Source organism: Thalassobaculum litoreum DSM 18839 (assembly GCF_900102465.1).
In the GTDB taxonomy this organism is placed as follows: domain Bacteria; phylum Pseudomonadota; class Alphaproteobacteria; order Thalassobaculales; family Thalassobaculaceae; genus Thalassobaculum; species Thalassobaculum litoreum.
In genome coordinates, this window is record NZ_FNBW01000003.1 from 397,703 (window position 1) to 419,159 (window position 21,457).

The window sequence follows — 21,457 nt, forward strand, 5'->3', positions numbered from 1 at the left end:
CTTGGGATGGTCCTGTCGTCCGGACAGTGGCGTGTGCGACCGGGCTGGCCTTGCCGTGGGCCCCGGCACAGGGCCGGGGAGTGTGTAAAAAGCGGGAAGAGGAGAGGAGAGGAGGGGAGCCCACCTACCCAGTCGCCGCGTCCGCCGCGTCCCACAGCGCGCGGTAGGCGCCGGCGACCGCCGTGCGTGGGGCGAAGGCGGTCAGCGGTTCGCGCTCCACGCCCATGCGCTCCACCGCGCTGGCGTAGGGGATGCTCACCCCCAGCACGTTGCCGTGCTTCTTCGGAAAGCTCTCCAGGATCTCCCGGTGCAGCGCCTTGCGGCGATCGACCATGGAGAAGAACGGCAGCAGCTTCAGTCCCTTGATCTTCTGTTCCGCCTTGAACGCCTCCAGCTGGTCGTAGGTGCGCAGCGACAGGGTCGTGGGGATCAGCGGGATGATCAGCGCGTCGGCCGCCTCGAACACCGCCTCCGACACCAGCGACACGCTGGGCGGGCAGTCGAGCATGATGATGTCGTAGTCGTCTCCCAGCGGTTTCAGCAGCTTGCGCAGGCGCCGCGTCGATTTCTTCTCGGCCTCCAGCAGCAGGTCGAGATTGCGGAAGCGGAAATCCGCCGGGATCAGGTCCAGGTTCTCGTGGTCGGTGGCCTTGATCAGGTCGTCCAGGTCGCGCTTGCCGCTGACCAGGCCCTTGCCGCCGCCCTTCACCCTGGTCTTGACCCGGAAGTAGAAGCTGGCCGCGCCCTGGGGGTCGAGGTCGATGACCAGCACCCGATGGCCGCGCGTGGCGGCCACATGGGCCAGGTTGACGGCCGCCGCCGTCTTTCCCACCCCGCCCTTGATGTTGTAGCTCGCCAGGATCCGCATCACTCCTCCTTCGTGCCGCGTCATTTGGATCGGCCGCCGTCGGCCCGGTCGGTGTGGCGGTCGAAGATCGCATGGAACAGCGCCTGCGTCTCCCCGGCGGCAAAGGTCTTGAAGGCCGCGGCGAATTCCGCGCGGGCGTCGCGCCGGTCGCGGTCCAGCTCCTCGCTCCAGGCGCCGATCGCCATCAGGGTCTCGGCCGAGACGCCCTTCCGGCCGGCCAGTTCGCGGCCGTAGCGATGCAGCGCCGCCACCTGCACCTCGCGGTCCTGCACCCGGCCGAGCACCTCCTGCAGGCCCTTCAGCGCCTTGATCGCCGGCTTGGTCTTCTCGCGCGGCAGGACCTCGGCGAGGAACTCGGTGACGTAGCGCAGTTTCTTCGTGCGCTTGCGCAGGTCGTGCAGCCGTTCCGCCTCGCTGTGGGGGCCGATGCGGCGGCCGTCGCGCAGGGCCCTGCGCAGGATCTTCCGGCCACGGGCGGCGACGATCTCGGCGAACGGCGCGCGCAGCGGTTCCGTCGCGGTCCAGTTCGCGCTGGACGGGCTCAGGCTGTCGCGCCAGCGCGCGACCAGGGTCTGGAACCGTGTGCCCGAAAGCTGCAGGGCGAGGTCGCGGTGGGACGCGGTCTTCATCGCCTGAAGGTGGCGCTCCAGTGGGGCCAGGGCGTCCGCGTCGGGGCTGTGGGTCCGGCGCGCGGCCAGGTCCATGAGCTGGACATCGAGATCGCGCTGCGGGCTGGTGACCTGCCCGAGCCAGCGGAACCCCTCGGTCGCCTCGGCCCGTCCCTCCAGGGCGATGGCCTGGGGGAGTTGGGACAGGGCGGAACGGGTTCGGCGGATGGCGACGCGGAACTGGTGCAGGTAGTCCGGGTGGCGGTCGGCGAGCACGCCGGGCAGCCGATCCTCCAGTATGTCGAGCTGGGCCGACAGGAGCTCGCGCATCACCGGGCCGGCGGGATCGTCCGGCCGCAGCTCGGTACCGGCCCGAACCGGCGCCGGGAACGCGGCGGCGAGCAGGCGTGCGAGTGCCGGCACCGGCGCCTGCGGCCACCCGAGATCGTCTTCGATCCGCGCGCGGACCCGTTCGGCGTCCGCTTCGTAGCCCTTGAGGGCAAGGACCGCGACGTCGGTCGTCTCGCCGCTGGCACCGTCCGCCACCCGGGTCAGCAGCACGCGGCAGCGGATCTTGCCCTCCTCGTCGCGCAGGGCGAGGGCGGTTTCCGTCAGGTGAAGCTCGGCGACCGGATGCAGCGCCCGGCCCCGGCCCAGATCCTCCAGCCGGCTGCGCAATGCGCCCTTGGGCAGGTCGCTGTCGAAGCGCCGGTCCGGCGCCGTAACCTGCGCCGTTGCCTCGACCGCGCCGTCGGGACCGGCGAGGGTCCAGGTTTCGCGATCGTCTTCGTCGGGAACCGAGGTCAGGCGGTATCCCCGGCGCGTCAGACGCTGGTCCGCGCTGTCGCGCAGGGTGAGGCTCCGGGACCGCGTCGTCGGCGCATCGGCGACCAGCGACCCGCGCAGCCGGTCCGTCGCCGCCAGCAGGCTGTCCGCGGTGGCCGGCCAGTCCTCGGGCGGGGTATAGGTGTGCAGAGGGAGCGCCATCAGAGGCGGGCCACCCGGGAGCCCGGCGTCGGCGCCGGCGCGGGGATCCGCGGCGCCAGCCAGCGCAGTTCCTGTTCCAGTCGCCGTGCCCGGTCCGGCGCGGTCAGCCGCGCGGCGAGAATGGCCGCGATCAGCGCCCGCTGATGCCGGAGAGCCGTCCGCGCCGACGGGCTCAGTCCGCGCCTGGCGAGGCCCCGGTCGATCACCGACAGACGGCGTTCCAGGTCGCGCAGCGGCATCAACAGACGCGCGGCCTTGGGGTTGTCCGCCACCAGCCTGGGCAGGGGATGCGGGGTGGTCTCTTTGCGGCAAGCGGTCATGTTCTCCTCCGACTGCCGGTTTAAGCGCACAAAGTGCGCATTTCAAGATCGATTTGCGCACGGGGTGCGCTTTACTGCTGTTTTTATATATCCAATTGAAATACAACGATAAAATTTGAGTCTTTGATCATTCTCGGGAAAATGCCGGTGCGGTTGCCTAAGGCTGGCGGGGCCGATCTCGATGAATCACGCATCCGGAATTGTCCGTGCCCTTCTGTGGCCAGGGCTGTTTTCTGCCTGTCTGATTCCGATCGGGCTGGGGCTCTCCGCCGGCACGCCGGCGCTGGCCTTCAACGCGACATATCTCGGCCTGGCGGCCGTGTGGCGGTGCTTGAGCGGTTGCTGCCCTATGAGCGGCAGTGGCTCGGGCCGGACGACCAGGTGCTGCCCGCCCTGTTGCACACCGTGCTGACCAAGGGATTCGTGCAGGTCGTGGTCCTCATGACGGCGGTGATCGGGATCGCCGACCTGGTGGCGGCCGACGGCGGGACCTGGTGGCCGCGTTCCTGGCCAATGCCGCCCGACTTTCTCGGCCAGCTTGCCCACCCTTTCCGGCGACCGTGATCAGTCCCGGTTGATCAGGTCTTCTGGCCGCGTTGCCGCATCTCCTGCTGGCGCATGGGCATGGCGTCGATCGTCTTGAACAGCTCTTCGACCTGGACCGCCTCGTCGCGGCGGAGCTTCTCACCGCCGTCCTTGCCGATCAGCACCACGTTGAATTCGACGATCGTGGTGTCGAATTCCTTGCGCAGGTTCTTGGCGTTCAGCTCGATGGCGAGCTTGCCGTCCACGAAGACCGAGTCCTGCACCACCTCGATGATGGTGACCTCCCGTTCCTTCAACCCGGCCGCGGCATCCTTCAGGCGCTGCCGCTGGACGACCAGATTCGGATGCGGCTTGACTGGCGCGAAGACCAGCAGCAAACGGCGCTTCCAGCGGTACTTGTCGAGCAGGCCCGCCTGGGCCGGTCGGGCCGCCAGGGCCACCAGGCCGGCGCCCGCCAGCGTCAAAATCTTCCTCCGGTTCATCGCCCATTCCCTTTGCCGTGTGCCGGTGCTGATATTGGCGCAAAGCCGATATCGTCCAGGTCTGTTGTCCGCGGTTCGGTGTCGGCATTGAGCCAAAAAATCCGGGGGAGAACAACGATGGCCGCATACAAGCCGTTCGAGGAGGTCCGGCGGATCGCCGTTCTGGGCACCGGGACCATCGGTGCCAGCTGGACCGCCTATTTCCTGGCGCGCGGTTACGACGTGACCGCCTGGGACCCTGCCGACGGCTGGAAGCAGCGGCTGCAGGCCTTCGTCGACAACGCCCGCCCGCAGCTCAAGGCCATCGGTACCGCGGTCGAGTCGGAGGGCACGCTGACCATGGTCGACGACCCGGCGACCGCGGTTTCCGACGCCGATTTCGTGCAGGAGAACGCACCGGAACGCGCGCCCATCAAGCTAGACCTGTACCGGCGCATCGACAACGCGGTGCCGGCGACCACGGTGGTCGCGACCTCGACCTCGGGCCTGATCCTGTCGGACCTGCAGGACGGGATCGGTTTCGCCGAGCGCCTTGTGGTCGGCCATCCGTTCAACCCGCCGCATCTGATTCCGCTGGTGGAAGTGGTGCTCGGCAAGGCGACCGACCGGGCGGCGGCGGAGTGGGCGCACGGCTTCTACGGCCATATCGGCAAGCACGCGATCTACGTGAACAAGGAAGTGCCCGGCCATCTGGCGAATAGGCTTCAGGCGGCGCTGTGGCGCGAGGCGGTCAACGCGGTGGCCGAGGGGCTGGCCAGCGTGGAGGACGTCAACGCCGCCATCGCCCAGGGACCCGGCCTGCGTCTGGCGCTGATGGGGCCGCACATGGTGTTCAACCTGACCGGCGGCAAAGGCGGTTACGCGGCGATGCTGGAGCAGTTCGGCCCGCCGATCGAGGGCTGGTGGAAGGACATGCAGAAGACGCCCGCCCTGACGCCCGAGCTGAAGGCGGAGCTCATCGCCGGCATCAAGGACGAGATGGGCGACCGCACGATCGACGACCTGGAGGCCCAGCGCGACGAACGGCTGATCGCGCTGCTGAAGATGTTGAAGGAGACCGCCGCGTGACCACGCCCGCTTCCGCCCCGACCGTCTCCAAATCCACGCCTCCCAAACGCATCGTCGTCGTCGGCGCCGGCATCGTCGGCGTCGCCACCGGGCTGATCCTGCAGCGCGAGGGGCATTCGGTCACACTGGTCGATCCGGCCGCCCCCGGCACCGGTACGTCCTTCGGCAATGCCGGCTCCATCGCCATCGGCAGCGTCTATCCCACGGGCAGCCCCGGGAACTGGAAGCAGGTGCCGAAGATGCTGCTCAATCCGGCCTCGCCGCTGAACATCCGGCCGTCCTACCTGCCGAAGATGCTGCCCTGGCTGATGCAGTTCCTGGCCGCCAGCACGCCGAAGAGGGTCGAGGAGATCTCCCACTCCCTGCGGGCGATCTCCAAGGACGGTCTGGTCGCGCATAAGAAGCTGATCGCACTGGCCGGCGCCCATGACATCGTGCGGCCGGTCGGCTGGCTGAAGGTCTATTCGAGCCAGCAGAGCTACGACAAGACCAGGGACGAGCGCGAGACGATGGCGCGGCGCGGGGTGAAATTCGACGAGCTCAACGCCGACGAGATCCGCCAGCTCGAGCCGGGCCTGAACCGCAAGTTCACCCATGGCTACAACCAGCCGGAAAACGCCTTCGTCAGCCAGTCGATCAAGCTGACCGAAGCCTATTTCGCCAAGTTCCGCGAGCTCGGAGGGACCTGGGTCTCTGAGAAGGTGCGCCGGTTCGAGATCGGGCCGGGCGGGGTGGAGAAGGTGGTCACCGACCGGGCGATGCATCCCTGCGACGCGGTGGTGATCGCCGCCGGCGCCCGCAGCCACGAGCTCTGCGCCATGCTCGGCCGCAAGGTGCCGCTGGACACCGAGCGCGGCTATCACCTGAACCTGACCGTGGCCGAGGGGCCGGAACTGCGGCGGCCCACGGTGATCGGCGATTACGGTTTTGTCCTGGCGCCGATGCAGGACGGGCTACGGCTGACGACTGGCGCGGAGTTCGCCGGCGTGGACGCGCCGCCGGATTTCCGCCGGGTCTACCGGATGCTGCCGATGGCCGAGGAGGCACTGCCGGGCCTGAAATACGAGGTGACACGGGAGTGGCTCGGCTTCCGCCCGTCGACCCCGGACAGCGTGCCGGTGATTGGTCGGTCGCCGGATCAGGCCAACGTGTTCTACGGCTTCGGCCACAGCCATATCGGCCTGACCCTGGCGGCCCGCACGGGCGAGCTGATCGCCGACCAGATCGCCGGCCGCGACCCGGGCATCGACATGACGCCGTATCGGATCGAGCGGTTTTGAGCGGCCGTTAAACCGCCACTCACTCACCCGGCCTTGTGCCGGGGCAGCGGGTCAACGTGATGGGACGCTTGGGAAAGATCACCGGCGGTGAAGCGGGCTGACGGCTTGCCCCGGCACAAGGCCGGGGAGGTGGCCGAGGCGGTAGGTTCGCCCATAAAATATTCGAGTTAGGGTCGCGGCCGGTCCTAGGCTGTTGCCTTCCCCGTCTTCCCGGCCTCGAGCCGGGATCCAGGGCTCAGCGCGATAGAGCGTTTGGCGTTTACCCCAGGCGCTCCGGCGATACCCATCCTCGGTCCCGGCGCAGGGCCGGGAAGACGAGAGGAGGCGGCCGGCGGCCTCTCACCCGAGCCGGGCGAAGGTTTCCAGCTCCTCGATCATCCGGGTGATCGCCGCCTTGGTGCCGGCGAAGCGCTCGCTGCGGGTGATCGCGGCCTCGTCCATGTAGATGCCGCGGTTCACCTCGATCTGCAGCGACTCGCGGCGCTTGGACGGGTCGGAGTAGCGCTTGATCAGCTCGACGCCCTTGAACTTGTCGTTGACCCCGACCGAATAGCCCGATGCCCGCAGGCTCTCCACCACTACCTCGGTGAAGGCCGCGCCGGCGGTGGTACCGTCGCGGGTGCCGACGATGAAATCGGCCCGGCGCTCGCCCTGGTCGCCCCAGCGCGCGTCGCCCCATTCCGGCATGGAGTGGCAGTCCACGTGGTAGACCCGGCCGAACCGGTCGTAGGTCTCGTCCAGCGCCTGCGCCAGCGCGGCGTGGTAGGGCCGCCAGTAGGTCTCGATCCGGGTGCGCACCAGCTCGGCCGGCAGCTTACCGCCGTAGATCGCGGTCTCGCCGTCGATCACCTTCCAGATCAGCGACGCGCCTCGCCTGGTCTTCTCGGTGACGTCGACCGGATGCGGCCAGTCGCCCTCGACCATGGAGAGGTCGAGATCGGCGGTATCCCGGTTGGCGTCGATATAGGCGCGGCGGAACAGCGCTTCCACCAGGATCGCCCCATGCGTCGTGCAGGCGCCGAACAACTCCTCCACGAACCAGTCGGCCACCCGCTCGCAGGTGTCCATCGGGATGGTCGGCTTGAAATCGTCGGGAAACAGCAGGCCGGTATGGGGGCTGTCGAAGACCAGAGGCGCCGGCTCGCCGATCGGGTCGGTGCGCCGGACCACGCCCGGGATTTCAGTGTTCGCCATCGCCGTTCTCCGCGGGAGTCTGTCAGGAGCCGTTTGTAGCGCGCCGCGCCGAGGCCCTACAACCCAGCCGCGACCGCCGGTCGATCCGTTGTGGGTCAGGTAAACCGCGCGAGCCCCTCCAGCGTCTGGCGGATGACCTGGCGGCCGCGCCAAAGCACCATCTCCTTCCAGTCGACGGTCGCCGGATAGTACTGGGTGCGCAGTTCCCTCTTGATCTCGCGGGTCCTGGGGTCGTTCCAGTCGACCTCACCCTGGTTGTGCAGCCAGTGGTCGGCGCGCAGGGCCTTGCGGCCGCGCTCGGTGCTGTAGGTGCCGAACTCCAGGGCGACATAGGTGTAGCGATCGCCCAGCCGCGGCGCCCAGAACTCGCGCTGGGTGCCATGCAGCGGGATCGAGAAGGACTGGCCCTCCGCCGGCAGGCCGGTGGAATCGCCGTACATGGACAGCACCCGCTCCAGCCCGACCGTGCCGCGCTTATGGCCGCAGATCGGCTCGCCATAGCCGAACGGGCCGAGCCCGGTATGGACGTCGACCACGCTGACCGCCGCCCGGTCGCCCAGCCGGTAGTCGTCGAAGATTGTCGCCAGGGTGCGGCGCGACCACGTCTCTTCGAAACCGCCGAAGAACACCGAATGGGCGTGCTTGTACTGGCCGGCCTTGCGGGCGGACTGGAAGGCGAGCTCGCCGTGCTCCTTGCGCCAGGCGGCCAGCCGCTCCTCGTCGGCCGCGAGGGTCTCGGCGTCGAGCGAGGCCGGCACGAAGGCGTCGACCAGCGCGTCATGGCCCGGGTTCTCCGGAACCGGCTTGGCGAAGTCGATGAAGTTGCGGTTGAGGTCGCAGCCCTCCTCGGTCACCCGGCGCCACCAGGCGAAGCCGTGGCAGTTCAGCGCGTGGATCAGCAGGACGGCGGTATTCTGTGGCAGGCGGGCGGGGCCCTCGTCGGCCAGCCAGTCGATCTGGATGCCGCTGCCGCAGAAGCCCTCCACGCCATGGGTGGCGCTGACCACGACGAAGACCTTGGCCGCGTCCTCGGGGCCGATCCAGGCGGTCTCGCAGGCGAGACCCTCGCCGGTCGGACCCGTGTTCGGGTTGGCGTAGACGCGCGGGGCGGTCCCGGTGGCGGCGAGGGCGGCGAGAAACTTCTCGCGGGCCTCGCCGTAGGTCTCGGCGAAGCTGCCGGCGACGGAGGTGAGCAGATCCATGGCCAAAGCGGTTAGCACCGCCGGGCGCCGGCGGCAATCCTCGGACTGCGGGCGGGGAAGGAATCGGGATCGTCCTTCAATACCCCCGTCTTCCCGGCGCAGGGCCGGGAAGACCGAGGAGAGGGGAGACGTCACTCCAAACCCCCATGACATTTCCGCGACACCCTGCGAGCCCGGTTGCGCCGGACCGGGCCGACCGTCATGGTTCCGCCCCGTCTCCCACATTCGGCCCGGTCGATGAGCCTCCGTCCCAACGTTCTGCTGATCACGCTGGACCAATTCCGGGGCGACTGCCTCTCCGCGCTCGGCCATCCCAACGTGCGAACGCCGCACCTGGACGCACTGGCCGGCGACGGGGTGCTGTTCACCGACCACTGGGCCCAGTGCGCGCCATGCTCGCCCGGACGCGCCTCGCTGCTGACGGGGCTTTACCAGATGAACCACCGGGTGCTGCGCAACGGCACGCCGCTGGACCGCCGCCACCCGACGCTGGCCACCGAGGCGCGCAAGGTCGGCTACGACCCGATGCTGTTCGGCTATACCGACCAGAGTGCCGATCCGCGCGCGATCTCGCCCACCAGCCCGCGCATGCGCATCTATGAGGGCGTCGCGCCGGACTTCGCCGTGCATACGCCGCTGGGCGAGGACGGGACGCTGTGGCGGCAATGGCTGGCCGGCCGTGGCACCGACCCCGGCGACGAGCCGAAGCGGATCTGGCGGCCGAACGGCGGCGACCTGCCGCCCACCGGCGCTCATGCGGAGCCGCCCGCTTTTGGTGCCGAGGAGACCGAGACCGCCTTCCTCACCGGACGGGTGATCGAGCACCTGCGGGACCGCGACGGGAGCGACCCGTGGTTCCTGCATGTCAGCCACCTGCGCCCGCACCCGCCCTTCGTGGTGCCCGAGCCCTACAACACAATGGTCGCTCCGGCCGACGTCGCCCTGCCGATACGGGCGGCGAGCCGGGCCGACCAGGCGGCGATGCACCCCTATCTGCGCTACGCGATGGAACGCACCGCACTCTCCAGCTTCGTCTACGAGGCGCCGGGCCTGGTCGCCGATCTGGACGACGATTCGGTACGCACCATCCGCGCGGTCTATTACGGCATGATCGCCGAGGTCGACGCCCAGGTCGGCCGGCTGATGGCCTTCCTGAAGGAGCGCGGCACCTATGACGACACGCTGATCGTCGTCACCAGCGACCACGGCGAGCTGCTCGGCGACCACCACCTGTTCGGCAAGCTCGGGTGGTTCGACGGCGCCTACCGCATCCCGCTCATCGTCAAACCCGCCGGCTCGCCGGTGTTCGGCCGGGTCGACATCATCACCGAGGCGGTGGACGTGGCGCCCACCATCATGCAGGCGATCGGCGTGGCCCGGCCGCCGGCGATGAACGGCCGCTCCCTGCTGCCCTTCCTGCATGGCGAGATGCCCGACACCTGGCGCAACGCCGCCCATTGGGAGTTCGATTTCCGCGAGACCGCCAGCGGCGAGGCGGAGCGCGCACTGGGCCTGCCGCTGGACGCGTGCCAGCTCACCACGATCCGCGACGACCGCTACAAATACGTCCACTTCTCCGGCCTGCCGCCGCTGCTGTTCGACCTCGGCCGTGATCCGCACGAACTCGACAACCGGGCCGACGACGAGGACTATCGGGATATCCGGGCGATGTATGCCGAGCGTATGCTGTCCTGGCGGGCGGTCCACCAGGACCGCACCCTGACCGGCTGGGACCTGACGGCCCCCGGCGGACCGCTGCACCGTTCCCCCGACCGGGGGCAGTGGTAAAACGAAAACACTGGTTGAGGAGGGAGATTTGGCCGAGGACCAGATCTGGGTCGATCCGGACATGAGGCAGGCGATCGCCCGCGCCCAGGAGATCGTCGTCGAACACGGGCTGGCGACCGACCGCTCCAAGCTGACGCCGGTTCAGGCCCGCGAGCGCTCCGAGCTGGACCGCAAATGGTGGAACGAGGTGCGCCCGGAGGTGGCGAAGATCGTCAACACCACGGTGCCGGGTCCGACCGGCGACATCCCGGTCCGTCTGCTCTATCCGAGCGAGGCGACCAACCTCCCGGTCATCGTCTATCTGCACGGTGGCGGCTGGGTGGTCGGCTCGCTGGAGACCCATGCGGCGGGCATGCACCTGCTGGCGCTGGAATCCGGCTGCGTTGTCGCCGCCGTCGACTACAGCCTGGCGCCGGAGAACAAGTTCCCGGCGGCCATCGAGGAGACCGTGGCGGTGGTCGATTTCATCACCCGTTCCGGCGCGGACTGGTCGGTCGATCCGACGCGCATCGCCCTGTCCGGCGACAGCGCCGGCGGCAACCTGGCGGCCGGGGCCGAAGTGGCCCTGCGCCAGCGTGGTGTCTCGCCGGTCAAGGCGCTCGGCCTGATCTATGGCGTGTTCGGCGACGATTTCGAGACCGACAGCTACCGGATCTTCGGCGGCGGCGACTGGTTCCTGAGCGCCGCAGATATGAAGAACTATTTCGGCCATTACCTGAACGGTCCGGCCGACCATGACGACCCGCGCGCGGTGCCGATGAAGGCTGACGTGACCGGCTTCCCGCCCTGCTTCCTGCACTCCGCCGGGGTCGACGTGCTACGCGACGACACCCGCCGGTTCTACGAGAAGCTCAAGGCCGCCGGGGTGGAGGCCCATCACACCGAACACGCCGGCATCATCCACGGCTGCATGACGCAGATCCGGATGGTCGGCAAGGCACGACAACTGATCGCCGGGCTGGGCAAGCAACTGGCCGGCGCCCTGGGAGGAAAGTGACGATGACTGACGTGGTTCTCTGTTCCGTCGACGCGCGCGGTGTGGCGACGGTCACCTTGAACCGGCCGGAGCGGAACAACGCCTATAACGGCGAGGTGATCAATGCGCTGATCGCCGGCATGGAAAGCCTTGCCGCCGATCCGGCCGTGCGGGTGGTGGTCATCCGCGGCAACGGCAAGCATTTCCAGGCCGGGGCGGACCTGTCCTGGCTGAAGGAGATGGGCCAGCTCAGCCCGCTGGAGAACATCGAGGTCTCCCGGCGCACCGCCAGTGCGATCCAGGGTCTGACCGAGTTCCCGAAACCGACCATCGCCCTGATCCATGGCGGCTGCTTCGGCGGCGGGACGGGGATCGCGGCGGCGGCCGATATCGTGATAGCCAGCGAGGACGCGATCTTCGCCATCACCGAGGCGCGCTGGGGCGTGATGGCCGGGATCATCGTGCCGCATCTGAACGCCGCCATGGGCGTGCGCAACGTGCGGCGCTACGCCCTGACCTGCGAGCGCTTCGGCGCCCGGGAGGCCAAGGAGATGGGCCTGGTGCATCAGGTCTGCGCCGAGGGCGGGCTGGAGGAGGCGGCGGCCCCGGTGATCGACAACCTGCTGATGAGCGCGCCGGAGGCCCTGGCCCAGACCAAGCGCCGGGCGCTGGTGGAGGCGGGGCTGGATCTCTCCGGATCGCATTTCACCGAGCTGGTGGAGGAACACGCGCTCAAGCGCCAGAGCGACGAGGCGAAGGAGGGGCTCGCCAGCTTCCTGGAGAAGCGCCCGCCGAGCTGGTACCCGGGGGATGCGACCTAACCCTTTTACTCAACCGTCTTCCCGGGCTTGCCCCGGGATCCGGACATCGGTGTGCTGGAGCGGTGAAGAATGTGCGTCACCGCTCCGGCGCGCGTTTCTCTAGGCCCCGGCGCAGGGCCGAGGAGACGGAAAGAGGCTATGACAGCGCCCTACGCCCGCTTCGCGTTCGGCAGGCTCCAGGCGATCAGGTTGGTCACCAGCATGCTCGCCGCCAGCACGTAGAAAGTCACCACCAGCCCATAGGCGTCGGCGACGATCCCGCCGACCACCGGCGCCAGGATCGATAACCCTGTCTGCGCGCCGAACATCAGGCTGGTGGCCGAGCCGCCCAGGTGCGAGGGCGTCAGGTCCATCATCCAGGAATGCACCACCGGCCGGATCGCGTAGAGCGCGAAGCCCAGCACCGACACGCCGGCGATGAAGGACAGCTCGTTGCCCAGCAGGGTCAGCGCCGCGATCGCCAGCGTCGACACGCCGAGCCCGGCCAGCACCACCTGGCGGCGGCCGACCCGGTCGGACAGCCGGCCGGCGATCGGCGTGGCGATCAGCCCACCCACCTGCAGGGCTGCCAGCGCCACGCCCATCATCAGCGGCGAGACCTTCATCTCGTGGGCCAGATAGAGCGGCAGGAAGACCAGCAGGCCGTTCTGGGTCATCGCCCGGAACGCCGACATCAGGCACAGGCCGAGCACCGCCCGGTCCTTCACCACGGCCGCGATGCCGGCGAGATACTGGCCGAAATCGACGCCCTTGCCGGCGTCGCCATGGCTGGCAGCCGGCGCTCTGCCGAGGAACATCGCCAGCGCCGCCGCCACCGCCAGGACCGGCAGGCAGGAATACAGCGCCACGCCCTCCCAGGTCAGGGCGGCCAGCATCGCGCCGGCGGCGAGCGGCGCCACCGCGTCGCCCAGGCCGGCGCCGAGCGCATGCACCGACAGCGCCCAACCGCGCTGCCCCGGGAAGCGGGCGGAAAGATAGCTGATCGCCGGCGGATGCCAGAGATTGTTCGAGGCGCCGATCACCGCGACCAGGGCCGCCACCGCCAGCAGCCCGCCGGCGAACCCGAGCAGCGCCAGGGCCGCCGCTCCCATCAGCAGCGATGCGACCTGCAACGCCACCCGCCGTCCGGTCATGTCGGTCAGCGGGCCGGAGCCGAAATTGGCGACGAAGGCGCTGACATGCAGCACCGACACCAGCAGCCCCGTCGCCGCGTAGTCGAGGCCGAGAGCCGTGGAGAGGCTGGGCAGCAGAAGATAGAAGGTCGCGGCCACCCAATGGGTCGCGCCGTGGCCAAGCCCGACAATGGCGATGGGGGTGTTGTCGCGGGCGCTGAGCCCGGTGAGGCGTTCGGCGAGGGACACGGTCTTGGACGGAGTTGCGTTTCGGTTACCGAGATTAGCATGGGATTTTGGTCGGCCAACCTACCGATCCGCCTTGGGGCGAGGCGTCGACAGTCCGCGATGAGCGGCCTAGAACGAAGCGGCGGAAATGGCGACACTCAACGGGGCCCACAATTTGGCAGATTGGTTCTACACGACCTGGCTCGGCACCCTCGCGAGGGCGATCAGCCTGTCGCTGATCGAGACCGCCCTGCTGACCGCTGTCCTCGCTGGAACGCTGCTGATCCTGTTCTATGCCCTGCGCACAGGTGTGCCGCCGCAATCCTCCGGCCGAGCGGCACGGGAGGCGCTGCTCTCTCTCCTGCCGGAGACGATCGACGGGGATATCGCCGATCTCGGCTCCGGCTGGGGCGCGCTGGCAGAAGTGCTGGCCGACCGCTACCCGCAGAACCAGGTCGTCGGCTACGAACTGTCGCCGATCCCCTACTGGTTCTCGTGCCTGCGTCTTAAGATCACCCCCCGGGCGAACCTTGAATACCGCCGCGCAAACTTCCTGCGTGCCGATCTGTCCACGTATCGGGCCGTGACCTGCTACCTGATGATCGGCGCCATGAAGGTGCTATCCGCCAAGCTGAACGAGTTGCCGGACGGGGCGGTGGTCGTGTCCCATGCCTTCTCCCTGCGCGACCGGGAGGCGGATGAGGCGATCCGTCTTTCGACCACCGGCGCCACGATGTATTACCGCTACGTGGTGCACCGCAGCGGCGCGCCGTACCCATCCGCATTCTCTGTCGTGACGCCCGCGGATGTGGCGCGTTAGGCTGGGCTTTACCCACTTGGAGGACCCCATGCCGAAGATCAATGCCGAGCGCCTGCTCGCCGACCTGGACCACCTGCGCACCATCGGCGGTGTAGAGACGGGCGTGATCCGGACCGCGCTCAGCGAGAAAGACATGGAGGCCCGGCGCTGGCTGAAGAAGCGCTTCGAGGAGGCCGGGCTGGAGGCGACCATCGACGGTGTCGGCAATGTTCTCGGCAAGACCTCGAAGCCGGGGCCGGTCCTGCTGATCGGCAGCCATTCCGACACCCAGCCCCGCGGTGGCTGGCTCGACGGCGCGCTCGGCGTGGTCTACGGCCTGGAGATCGCCCGCGCCCTGTCCGAGGATCCGGAGACCGCGAACCTCGCCGTCGACGTGGTGTCCTGGCAGGACGAGGAGGGCTCGTTCCTGGGATGCCTGGGTAGCCGGTCCTGGTGCGGTGTGCTCGATCCCGAGGCGGAGAAGGCGGCCACCGGCCGCGACGGTACCAAGCTGACCGACGCGATCGCCGCCGCTGGCCTGACCGACGTGCCGCGCCTGACCATGGAGGAGAACCGCTACCTGGGCTATCTGGAGGCGCATATCGAGCAGGGCGCCTATCTGGAGGAGGCCCAGCAGCATGTGGGCGTGGTCACCGCCATCGTCGGCATCCGCGCCATGCGCTTCAAGTTCCACGGCGAGCAGAACCACGCCGGCACCACCACGATGGCCCGCCGCAAGGACGCCGCGACTGCCCTGTACGAGCTGGCCTACCGGGTGAACCAGGAGTTTCCGGCGGTCGCCGGCGAGCGCACGGTCTGGACCATGGGCCGCGCGGTGGTGCAGCCGGGGGCGGCCTCCATCGTCCCGGGCTATGCCGAACTCGACCTGCAGTTCCGCGACCAGGACGAGAGCATCCTCGACCGGTTCGAGGAGATCGCCGCCGCCATCGCCGACGACATCAACAGCCGCGGCAAGGCCCGGGTGGAATACACCCGCTCGCGCCTGCCGGTGCGCCCGTCGATGATGGACGACGGCTTCCAGAAGCACATCGCCGCCGCCGCCGAGGCCACCGTACCGGGCAAGTGGCAGTCCATGCCCTCGGCCGCCGGTCACGACCCGATGGTGATCACCGCCAAGCTGCCCTGCGCCATGCTGTTCATCCCGTCGATCGGCGGCATCAGCCACGACTTCGCCGAGGACAGCGATCGCGGCGACATCGCCATCGGCTGCCAGGTGCTGGCGGACGCGGCCTCCAGCATCCTGCAGGAGCGGCGCAACGGATGAACCCGGACCGTCAGGCCGACCTCGCCGACCATCTGGTCAAGGCACGCACCGGCGGGGCGGCGACACCGCTGCCGCCGGCCGAGCTGGAGCCGGACAGCGTCGAGGACGGCTATGCCGTCCAGGCCCTGGTCCACGACCGGCTGGAGGCGGCGGGCTTCGGCCCGCGTACCGGCCACAAGATCGGCTGCACCACCTCGGTCATGCAGGCCTACTTGAAGATCGACCATCCCTGCGCCGGTGAGGTCTTCGGCTCGACCGTGTCCGAGCACATGGCCACCCTGCCGCTGTCGCGGTTCCACCGGGTCGGGGTGGAATGCGAGATCGCCGCACGGCTCGGCGCGGACCTTCCCGATACCGGCGCGCCCTATGACCGCGACGGCGTCGCTCCCGCTGTCGAGGCCCTGATGCCGGGGATCGAGATCGTCGACGACCGGTACACCCACTTCCCGTCCTTCTCCGCGCCGGTGCTGATCGCCGACGATTTCTTCAATGCGGGCGTGGTGCTCGGCGATCCGTTGAAGAACTGGCGGGGCCTCGACCTGGATGCGATCGTAGGCGAGATGTTCGTCGACAAGGTGCGCGCCGGCTCCGGCCGTGGGCGCGACATCCTCGGCCATCCGATGAACGCGCTCGCCTGGCTCGCCAATCACCGGGTCGCTCTCGGCCGGCCGCTGCAGGCCGGGGAGTTCGTCATGCTCGGCAGCGTGGTCAAGACGATCCATTTCACCGAACCGGCCGAGGTGCTGATCCGCTTCGAGCATCTGGGCGAAGCGCGGGTGCGCTTCACCTGATGGCGGAAAGCGCCGCCGCGCTCGCCGATCCCCTGACACTGCGCTGCGGCGCGGTCCTGCGGTGCCGGATCGCCAAGTCCGCCATGTCCGACAGCCTGGGCAGCGGCACCGGCGAGGCCACGCCGGAACAGGCGGCGCTGTACCGGCGATGGGCCGAGGGCGGGCTCGCCCTGTCGATCGTCGGCGAGGTCCAGGGCGATCCGCATGCCCTGGAGAACCCGGGGAACCTGGTGCTGCATGCGGACAGCGACATCGATGCGCTGCGCGAGGTGACCCACGGGGCGACCGGCGACGGGGCCCATCTCTGGGCGCAGCTCGGCCATGCGGGGGCGCTGGCTCATGACGGGGTCGGGCGGCGCGTCGGTCCGTCGGCATTGGCCCTGGACGGCCTGACCTGCGACGCGCTGACGGTGCAGGAGATCGAGGCGCTGCCGGCGCGCTATGCGGAAACCGCGCGGATCGCAAAGGCGGCGGGCTTCACCGGCGTGCAGGTCCACGCCGCCCATGGCTTCCTGCTCAGCCAGTTCCTGTCGCCCCTGTTCAACCGGCGCGGTGATCTTTGGGGCGGCAGTCTGGAGAACCGCATGCGGTTGCCGCTGGCGGTGGTCGACGCGGTGCGCGAGGCGGTCGGATCCGGCTTCCCTGTCGGGGTGAAGATCAACGCGACCGACGGACTGGCGGGTGGGCTGACCGAGGGGGAGAGCCTTGATGCCATCCGGACTGTAGCCGGACATTTGGTTTTAGAGTCCTGGACAATAGGTTTTAGAGCAAAATGATTTGGTCGAAGCATGGTGTTTAACCGTCGTTTCAATGGCCCATAACCGCCGAGCCGATCTGCCCTCTACCACGCTGCAGACCAACCGCGCGCAAAGCCGGGGGTCGATCGCGTCGAATAGTCCGGCCGGGGATCAACATCGGTGCCGCCGCAAGAGCTGCACATCAGCTTGCCCACCAGCTCCGTAAATAGCAGGTCTCCAGCCGTCGCCTCGATCAAGGTGGCGATCGGTATGCTGCCGTGGTGCCCGCAGCTCCGGTTGTTGCAATAGACCAGGACACGCTCCACCTCGCTGTCCGTCAGCAGTTGATGGAGCGTCGGAGGCCCCTCGGGTATGGCGCGGCTGTGCATGGTGCCGACAGACTAGCGGGCAGATCTGACCTCGTCACCGGTTGCTCACGATCAGCTCTTGCCGGCGAACGCCAGCCGATTGCGGATTGATCGTGTAGGACAGCTCCACCTCAATCAGGCGGAATCCACCGAACAGCTCGCGGGCCTGGTGGCAGTCGTTGATCGACAGCACGAAAGCGCCCTGCAGTCCGACCAGGTGATCCGCAATGCGACGATGATCGGCCGCCGAGAACAGCTCCGCGCCGTAGTCGTCTTCGCAGCCGATATACGGCGGATCTAAATAGAACAGCGTGTACGGTCGGTCGTAGCGGTCCAGAAACGCCCCGGCGTCCAGGTTCTCAATCACGACGCCCTCGAGCCGCGCATGGACCCGCTGGAGCAGCTTCTTCACTCGGCCGGGCTGGAACCTGGCCGAGCTGGACGGATCAACACCGAACGTCCTCCCCGTGGCTTTCCCTCCGAATCCTGCGTACTGGAGGAGGAGGAACCGAGCTGCCCGCTCTATGTCAGTGAGCTGCTCCGGATCCAGCTTGGCCAGGCGCGCAAACTCCGCCCGGCTCATCAGCATCCCGCCCAGCTCCTCGGCCAGGGCGTTCGGATGCCGCTGGGCTAGCCGGAACAGGTTCACCACGTCGCCGCTCGCGTCGTTGATGATCTCGGCTTGGGCGCGCTGAGGCCGGCGCAGGAAGATGCCGCCCATCCCAATGAAGGGCTCGGCGTAGGCTTTGTGGGGGATTCTCAGTATCTCCCGGATCACGCGCCTGGCCAGGGCGCGCTTGCCGCCCAGCCAGGGAGCCAGGCCCTGAAGAGTATCAACCTCATTCTCAAACAGCCGCGGAGTCGACTCCATTGATGGACCTTCCTAAGCTCACCTTCCCTGCGGGGAGGGCGGGACCGGCTGCCATGGCTGCCGGGTGGTCGGTGCGGGTCCCAATCCCGCGGCTCGGAGCGTTGGCGCGCTCCGTCCCCCGCCCTAGCGGGGGTGACTTACTCAGGAACGACCACCGCCCTCGCCTGAGGCAGACAGTCGGCGTCCGGATCGGTTGCCACGATGGCAGCAAGGACTACCGTGCCGCCGAGAGGCAAAGGCATATCGACGGCGGCGCGGCCAGTTAACTTGGGGTCGGCCAATTGAGTGCAGCGGCGGACCGCATAGTTGAAATCTGCGCGTCAGCCGTAGCAGTGTCAGGCGGGTTCTCGCCAAGAGCAGAGACTGCGGCGTCACGCGCGGCGCTGATCGCGGCGGTAGCATCTTGCTCAAGCCCTTCGATAGCGGAGCCGATGCCGACATACGCCGCGCTTGTGGCCTGGTAGATCGCGATTACCGCGCCAACCAGAGCTTCCGTCACATCCTCCATCGCCGCCAGATCGGCAGCACTCACCAGGTCGCCCGTTTCCGGCTCAAACAACGCGATACCTTCAAGCGCCGCCGCCTCACGTAAGGCAAATGGGTAGTTTGTGAGATCGCGCGGCGACGTGTCGTTCGACCAGCTTTCAGCCTCGGCTTTCTTCGCCGTGTACTTCTGTGATTTGGCCGTGCCGGGTGTAAGGAACGCCATGCTGGCGCCTTCAGCCTCGGACTTCACGCGCGCAATCAGCTCTATTGCCTCGGCCTGGATCTGCCCTGCATCCAGTGATCTTGAAACCGTTCCCTCCTCGCCGTCGACCAGCCATTCAGAGACGGGGCCCTCCGGCTTTTCTGCGGCGAATGCTCCAGGCCATGAACTGGAGACCGCGTCGGCGTGATCTTGCGCAGCCTGGAGGGTATCGAAGTCCTGGAACTTGGTGATCCGGTTGTTCTCGTCCCAAGCGACAATTGCGACGTAACTCATCATGAACCTCACTGATATTTGATGTTGAGATCGCCTGACATATTTCCGGCGGTAACCTCTACTCTGAGGCGGTCCAAAGTGCCGCTGAGCGTCTTATGACCCCCGCCCGCGATCACATATTGTGTTCCAGCGCCAAGGCTCCCCAGGTGCGTCGCCACCCATGAATTTCCCGAAACATTGGTCAGGATTAAATGTCCGTGAAACTCGGCGGCGGCAACGCCCACATTCAGATCAAAGGCGCTTGTCGACACGATCACACCGGTCGTCGTTCTAATATAAATGGAAGTGGCCCTATAACCGCTTGCTTCTAAACCGCCGCTATCGCCAATTGTTACCCTCAGATCGCCTCCACCTGTGACTGTGAGAGTATCGAATTGCAGCACAATCACCGAAACCCCGGACGGGATGCCGCTGAAGTCTATGGAAAAGGCGGAACTTGCCGTCTGCTTCGTCGCTGAGGTGAAGCCGCCCCCGACATCCTCGAATGTCGGATCAACCCCGGCGCCATTCGAGGTCAACACCTGACCAGACGTCCCGGCGCTGGTCGCTTGGACCGCACCGGTTCCGTTGCCGACAAGGACGCCGCCGTCTGTAAAGGTGGCCGCCCCGGTTCCGCCCTTGGCTACCGTCAAGCCGGTGACCAACGCCGCAATCGCCTGCGCGACACGCTGCGGTGTCATCAGCTTGAGCGTATCGGTGCCAGCCTCGGCCTCTTCCTCGCTGGCGACGCCAGCGCCGACCTCGAACCCATCCCCCTCCGAGTTGACGCGCAGGTACTTGAGCGCGTCGGGGCCAGAGACCGCCGGCATATTCAGACCGGCCGCAGAGGCCGCTGCCGCATCGGCCGCATAGGCCGCTGCCGTCGCCGCACCGGCTGCAGTACCCGCTGAAATGCCCGCCGCGTCGGCAGCGTCGGAGGCTGTCGACGCGTAACCGGCCGCGTCATCGGCCGAACCGCTGGCAGCACCGGCCTTGGTGGCCACGTCGCTGCCGACCACGCCCAGAGCCTCGGCCAGCGCCGGCAGGTTCTCCTTGTGGCCGTTGTTCCCGAAACCGCCCGGATTGGCGTCGGTCTGTGACTCGGCGTTCCAATACCCGGCCAGGAGCCGGCTGATCGCAGTCGCAAAGTCGATGGGCATGGTGCCTCCTATCCCTGCATCTCGGTGAAGCGCAGCGTGATCGACCAGTCGCCCGTCTCGTCCACCTGACGCGGTGCGCTGACGACCGACATGACCGCCGGGAACACCTCGCGAAACTCGTGGACCAGGTCGCTCGGATCGGGATCGAAGACGATCGGGTGATCGTCATCGAGCATGGCGCGGTCGTAGATCGCCATGGCCTCGGTCTTGGTCAGCGACGGGAAGCTGACGACGTGCTCGCGCGCGTTGGTGCGCCGCGACTTGATCACCCGGCCGCCGACGGTGACCTCTTCCTGAGTGCGCCGGCTGATCCCCAGCTCGCGGCCCCAGTCGTAGTTCCAGAGAGGCGCCAAGGCGGCGACTGCCATCACATACCCGAGGTCAAAATCCTCGCTGGCGTCGGCGACGTCGCGCACGTCCAGCTCGACCAGGATGCTGTCGGGCGCCACCGAGGTCGGAAAACGCACCGGCAGATGGCGCGCATAGCCCTGGATGTCCTTCAGGCGCGGCTTGCCCGTGTACCAGTTGCCCTGCTCGAACGGCAGCTGCTCGGTGTCGTAGAGCCGCCCGAATACGTCGCGCCATTCGAGCTGCAGCAGCTCGGTCTCACCCTCGTAGCAGGTGATCTGGTAGCGGCTGTCCAGCAGGGCAGTATGGCCGCCCAGCAGCAGGCCGGTGAGCAGCACCTTGTCGTCGAACGTGATCAGGAACTGGCTCGCCTCCAGGTCCGACGGATCGGCACAGCGCGCCGGCTTGGAGGTGATGCGGGGATCGAGCACGTTGTCGAGCGTGCCGCCCCAGCTGCCGCCGGACAGTGTGGCGTCGAGCGCCAGGTTGTCGAGAAGGATACGGCCTGTCGTCATCTCAGCCCCACACTCGCAAGGTGAGCTGACCGCCGCTCGGCCGCCCTGGCTGGGCGCCCATGACGATCATCACGCGGTCGATGTTGTCGGCCGAATACCGCAGCCGGACCTGGGCCTTGCCGATGCCGGGATCCGCGAGAAG

General features: G+C 67.9%; 21 protein-coding genes. 10 read left to right on the forward strand and 11 right to left on the reverse strand.

What is annotated here, in order from left to right:
- Positions 1–124: 124 nt before the first annotated feature.
- From BLS34_RS07080 to BLS34_RS07090, 3 genes are read right to left on the reverse strand one after another with little or no spacing between them, the layout of a single operon-like run.
- A complete protein-coding gene (locus tag BLS34_RS07080; RefSeq protein WP_093149174.1) occupies positions 125–868 on the reverse strand; it encodes a ParA family protein in 744 nt (247 codons plus the stop codon).
- A 20-nt stretch (positions 869–888) separates the two neighbouring features.
- Positions 889–2,463 (reverse strand): CYTH and CHAD domain-containing protein, encoded by a 1,575-nt coding sequence (locus BLS34_RS07085; RefSeq protein ID WP_093149177.1) that lies wholly within the window; start codon positions 2,461–2,463, stop codon positions 889–891.
- Positions 2,463–2,783, reverse strand: coding sequence for a hypothetical protein (locus tag BLS34_RS07090; RefSeq protein WP_093149178.1), 321 nt, complete (start codon positions 2,781–2,783; stop codon positions 2,463–2,465). Before BLS34_RS07090 ends, BLS34_RS07085 begins: the two co-directional genes overlap by 1 nt.
- 327 nt (positions 2,784–3,110) lie before the next feature.
- Between BLS34_RS07090 and BLS34_RS07095 the strand changes: the two genes are divergently transcribed.
- On the forward strand, positions 3,111–3,347 hold the full coding sequence (locus tag BLS34_RS07095; RefSeq protein WP_139189138.1) for a hypothetical protein: 237 nt from the start codon (positions 3,111–3,113) through the stop codon (positions 3,345–3,347).
- Positions 3,348–3,361: 14 nt separating this feature from the next.
- On the opposite strand, the gene BLS34_RS07100 is transcribed toward BLS34_RS07095, so the two are convergent.
- Entirely contained in the window at positions 3,362–3,811 is a 450-nt protein-coding gene (locus tag BLS34_RS07100) for a DUF4174 domain-containing protein (RefSeq protein WP_093149182.1), read from the reverse strand.
- 117 nt (positions 3,812–3,928) lie between these two features.
- Here BLS34_RS07100 and BLS34_RS07105 point away from each other — a divergent pair, with 117 nt between their 5' ends.
- A complete protein-coding gene (locus tag BLS34_RS07105; protein WP_093149184.1) occupies positions 3,929–4,879 on the forward strand; it encodes a 3-hydroxyacyl-CoA dehydrogenase NAD-binding domain-containing protein in 951 nt (316 codons plus the stop codon).
- Entirely contained in the window at positions 4,876–6,159 is a 1,284-nt protein-coding gene (locus BLS34_RS07110) for an NAD(P)/FAD-dependent oxidoreductase (RefSeq protein ID WP_093149186.1), read from the forward strand. Before BLS34_RS07105 ends, BLS34_RS07110 begins: the two co-directional genes overlap by 4 nt.
- Positions 6,160–6,498: 339 nt before the next feature.
- Here the strand turns inward: BLS34_RS07110 and BLS34_RS07115 are convergent, their stop codons facing one another.
- Positions 6,499–7,353, reverse strand: a complete 855-nt coding sequence (locus tag BLS34_RS07115; RefSeq protein ID WP_093149188.1) for an N-formylglutamate amidohydrolase — start codon at positions 7,351–7,353, stop codon at positions 6,499–6,501.
- 95 nt (positions 7,354–7,448) lie between these two features.
- Positions 7,449–8,573: a DUF2817 domain-containing protein gene (locus BLS34_RS07120; protein WP_245701932.1), complete on the reverse strand. Its 1,125-nt coding sequence runs from the start codon at positions 8,571–8,573 to the stop codon at positions 7,449–7,451.
- A gap of 219 nt (positions 8,574–8,792) precedes the next feature.
- Between BLS34_RS07120 and BLS34_RS07125 the strand changes: the two genes are divergently transcribed.
- The 3 genes from BLS34_RS07125 to BLS34_RS07135 are packed head-to-tail and all read left to right on the forward strand — an operon-like array spanning position 8,793 to position 12,140.
- Complete coding sequence (locus BLS34_RS07125; protein WP_093149189.1) at positions 8,793–10,343, forward strand: alkaline phosphatase family protein; 1,551 nt, start codon at positions 8,793–8,795, stop codon at positions 10,341–10,343.
- A 28-nt stretch (positions 10,344–10,371) separates the two neighbouring features.
- The gene (locus BLS34_RS07130) at positions 10,372–11,340 is read left to right on the forward strand and encodes an alpha/beta hydrolase fold domain-containing protein (RefSeq protein ID WP_093149191.1); all 969 of its coding nucleotides are present in this window, start codon (positions 10,372–10,374) and stop codon (positions 11,338–11,340) included.
- Between the two features lie 2 nt (positions 11,341–11,342).
- On the forward strand, positions 11,343–12,140 hold the full coding sequence (locus tag BLS34_RS07135) for an enoyl-CoA hydratase-related protein (protein WP_093149193.1): 798 nt from the start codon (positions 11,343–11,345) through the stop codon (positions 12,138–12,140).
- 149 nt (positions 12,141–12,289) lie between these two features.
- Here the strand turns inward: BLS34_RS07135 and BLS34_RS07140 are convergent, their stop codons facing one another.
- A complete protein-coding gene (locus BLS34_RS07140; RefSeq protein WP_093149195.1) occupies positions 12,290–13,501 on the reverse strand; it encodes an MFS transporter in 1,212 nt (403 codons plus the stop codon).
- Positions 13,502–13,628: 127 nt separating this feature from the next.
- On the opposite strand from BLS34_RS07140, the gene BLS34_RS07145 reads away from it, so the two are divergent.
- Genes BLS34_RS07145 through BLS34_RS07160 form a run of 4 tightly spaced genes read left to right on the forward strand, consistent with a single transcriptional unit; the run spans position 13,629 to position 17,131 of the window.
- A complete protein-coding gene (locus BLS34_RS07145; RefSeq protein WP_093149198.1) occupies positions 13,629–14,300 on the forward strand; it encodes a methyltransferase in 672 nt (223 codons plus the stop codon).
- A 28-nt stretch (positions 14,301–14,328) separates the two neighbouring features.
- Complete coding sequence (locus BLS34_RS07150; RefSeq protein WP_093149200.1) at positions 14,329–15,564, forward strand: M20 family metallo-hydrolase; 1,236 nt, start codon at positions 14,329–14,331, stop codon at positions 15,562–15,564.
- On the forward strand, positions 15,561–16,355 hold the full coding sequence (locus tag BLS34_RS07155; RefSeq protein ID WP_093149203.1) for a 2-keto-4-pentenoate hydratase: 795 nt from the start codon (positions 15,561–15,563) through the stop codon (positions 16,353–16,355). Before BLS34_RS07150 ends, BLS34_RS07155 begins: the two co-directional genes overlap by 4 nt.
- The gene (locus tag BLS34_RS07160; RefSeq protein WP_093149205.1) at positions 16,355–17,131 is read left to right on the forward strand and encodes an oxidoreductase; all 777 of its coding nucleotides are present in this window, start codon (positions 16,355–16,357) and stop codon (positions 17,129–17,131) included. Before BLS34_RS07155 ends, BLS34_RS07160 begins: the two co-directional genes overlap by 1 nt.
- Positions 17,132–17,515: 384 nt before the next feature.
- On the opposite strand, the gene BLS34_RS07170 is transcribed toward BLS34_RS07160, so the two are convergent.
- The 4 genes from BLS34_RS07170 to BLS34_RS07190 all read right to left on the reverse strand — a co-directional run bounded on the left by BLS34_RS07170 (position 17,516) and on the right by BLS34_RS07190 (position 21,315).
- Positions 17,516–18,331, reverse strand: coding sequence for a DNA adenine methylase (locus BLS34_RS07170; protein WP_093149210.1), 816 nt, complete (start codon positions 18,329–18,331; stop codon positions 17,516–17,518).
- Between the two features lie 262 nt (positions 18,332–18,593).
- Positions 18,594–19,313, reverse strand: coding sequence for a hypothetical protein (locus tag BLS34_RS07180; protein WP_139189139.1), 720 nt, complete (start codon positions 19,311–19,313; stop codon positions 18,594–18,596).
- Between the two features lie 8 nt (positions 19,314–19,321).
- The gene (locus BLS34_RS07185; RefSeq protein WP_093149215.1) at positions 19,322–20,452 is read right to left on the reverse strand and encodes a hypothetical protein; all 1,131 of its coding nucleotides are present in this window, start codon (positions 20,450–20,452) and stop codon (positions 19,322–19,324) included.
- Positions 20,453–20,460: 8 nt separating this feature from the next.
- The gene (locus BLS34_RS07190; protein WP_093149217.1) at positions 20,461–21,315 is read right to left on the reverse strand and encodes a hypothetical protein; all 855 of its coding nucleotides are present in this window, start codon (positions 21,313–21,315) and stop codon (positions 20,461–20,463) included.
- Positions 21,316–21,457 lie beyond the last annotated feature (142 nt).

Excerpts from the sequence above, each read along its gene's own strand:
- BLS34_RS07080 (WP_093149174.1), bottom strand. The coding sequence starts at position 868 with ATGCGGATCCTGGCGAGCTACAACATCAAGGGCGGGGTGGGAAAGACG.
- BLS34_RS07085 (WP_093149177.1), bottom strand. The coding sequence starts at position 2,463 with ATGGCGCTCCCTCTGCACACCTATACCCCGCCCGAGGACTGGCCGGCC.
- BLS34_RS07090 (WP_093149178.1), bottom strand. The coding sequence starts at position 2,783 with ATGACCGCTTGCCGCAAAGAGACCACCCCGCATCCCCTGCCCAGGCTG.
- BLS34_RS07100 (WP_093149182.1), bottom strand. The coding sequence starts at position 3,811 with ATGAACCGGAGGAAGATTTTGACGCTGGCGGGCGCCGGCCTGGTGGCC.
- BLS34_RS07105 (WP_093149184.1), top strand. The coding sequence starts at position 3,929 with ATGGCCGCATACAAGCCGTTCGAGGAGGTCCGGCGGATCGCCGTTCTG.
- BLS34_RS07115 (WP_093149188.1), bottom strand. The coding sequence starts at position 7,353 with ATGGCGAACACTGAAATCCCGGGCGTGGTCCGGCGCACCGACCCGATC.
- BLS34_RS07125 (WP_093149189.1), top strand. The coding sequence starts at position 8,793 with ATGAGCCTCCGTCCCAACGTTCTGCTGATCACGCTGGACCAATTCCGG.
- BLS34_RS07135 (WP_093149193.1), top strand. The coding sequence starts at position 11,343 with ATGACTGACGTGGTTCTCTGTTCCGTCGACGCGCGCGGTGTGGCGACG.
- BLS34_RS07145 (WP_093149198.1), top strand. The coding sequence starts at position 13,629 with ATGGCGACACTCAACGGGGCCCACAATTTGGCAGATTGGTTCTACACG.
- BLS34_RS07150 (WP_093149200.1), top strand. The coding sequence starts at position 14,329 with ATGCCGAAGATCAATGCCGAGCGCCTGCTCGCCGACCTGGACCACCTG.
- BLS34_RS07155 (WP_093149203.1), top strand. The coding sequence starts at position 15,561 with ATGAACCCGGACCGTCAGGCCGACCTCGCCGACCATCTGGTCAAGGCA.
- BLS34_RS07160 (WP_093149205.1), top strand. The coding sequence starts at position 16,355 with ATGGCGGAAAGCGCCGCCGCGCTCGCCGATCCCCTGACACTGCGCTGC.
- BLS34_RS07170 (WP_093149210.1), bottom strand. The coding sequence starts at position 18,331 with ATGGAGTCGACTCCGCGGCTGTTTGAGAATGAGGTTGATACTCTTCAG.
- BLS34_RS07180 (WP_139189139.1), bottom strand. The coding sequence starts at position 19,313 with ATGAGTTACGTCGCAATTGTCGCTTGGGACGAGAACAACCGGATCACC.
- BLS34_RS07185 (WP_093149215.1), bottom strand. The coding sequence starts at position 20,452 with ATGCCCATCGACTTTGCGACTGCGATCAGCCGGCTCCTGGCCGGGTAT.
- BLS34_RS07190 (WP_093149217.1), bottom strand. The coding sequence starts at position 21,315 with ATGACGACAGGCCGTATCCTTCTCGACAACCTGGCGCTCGACGCCACA.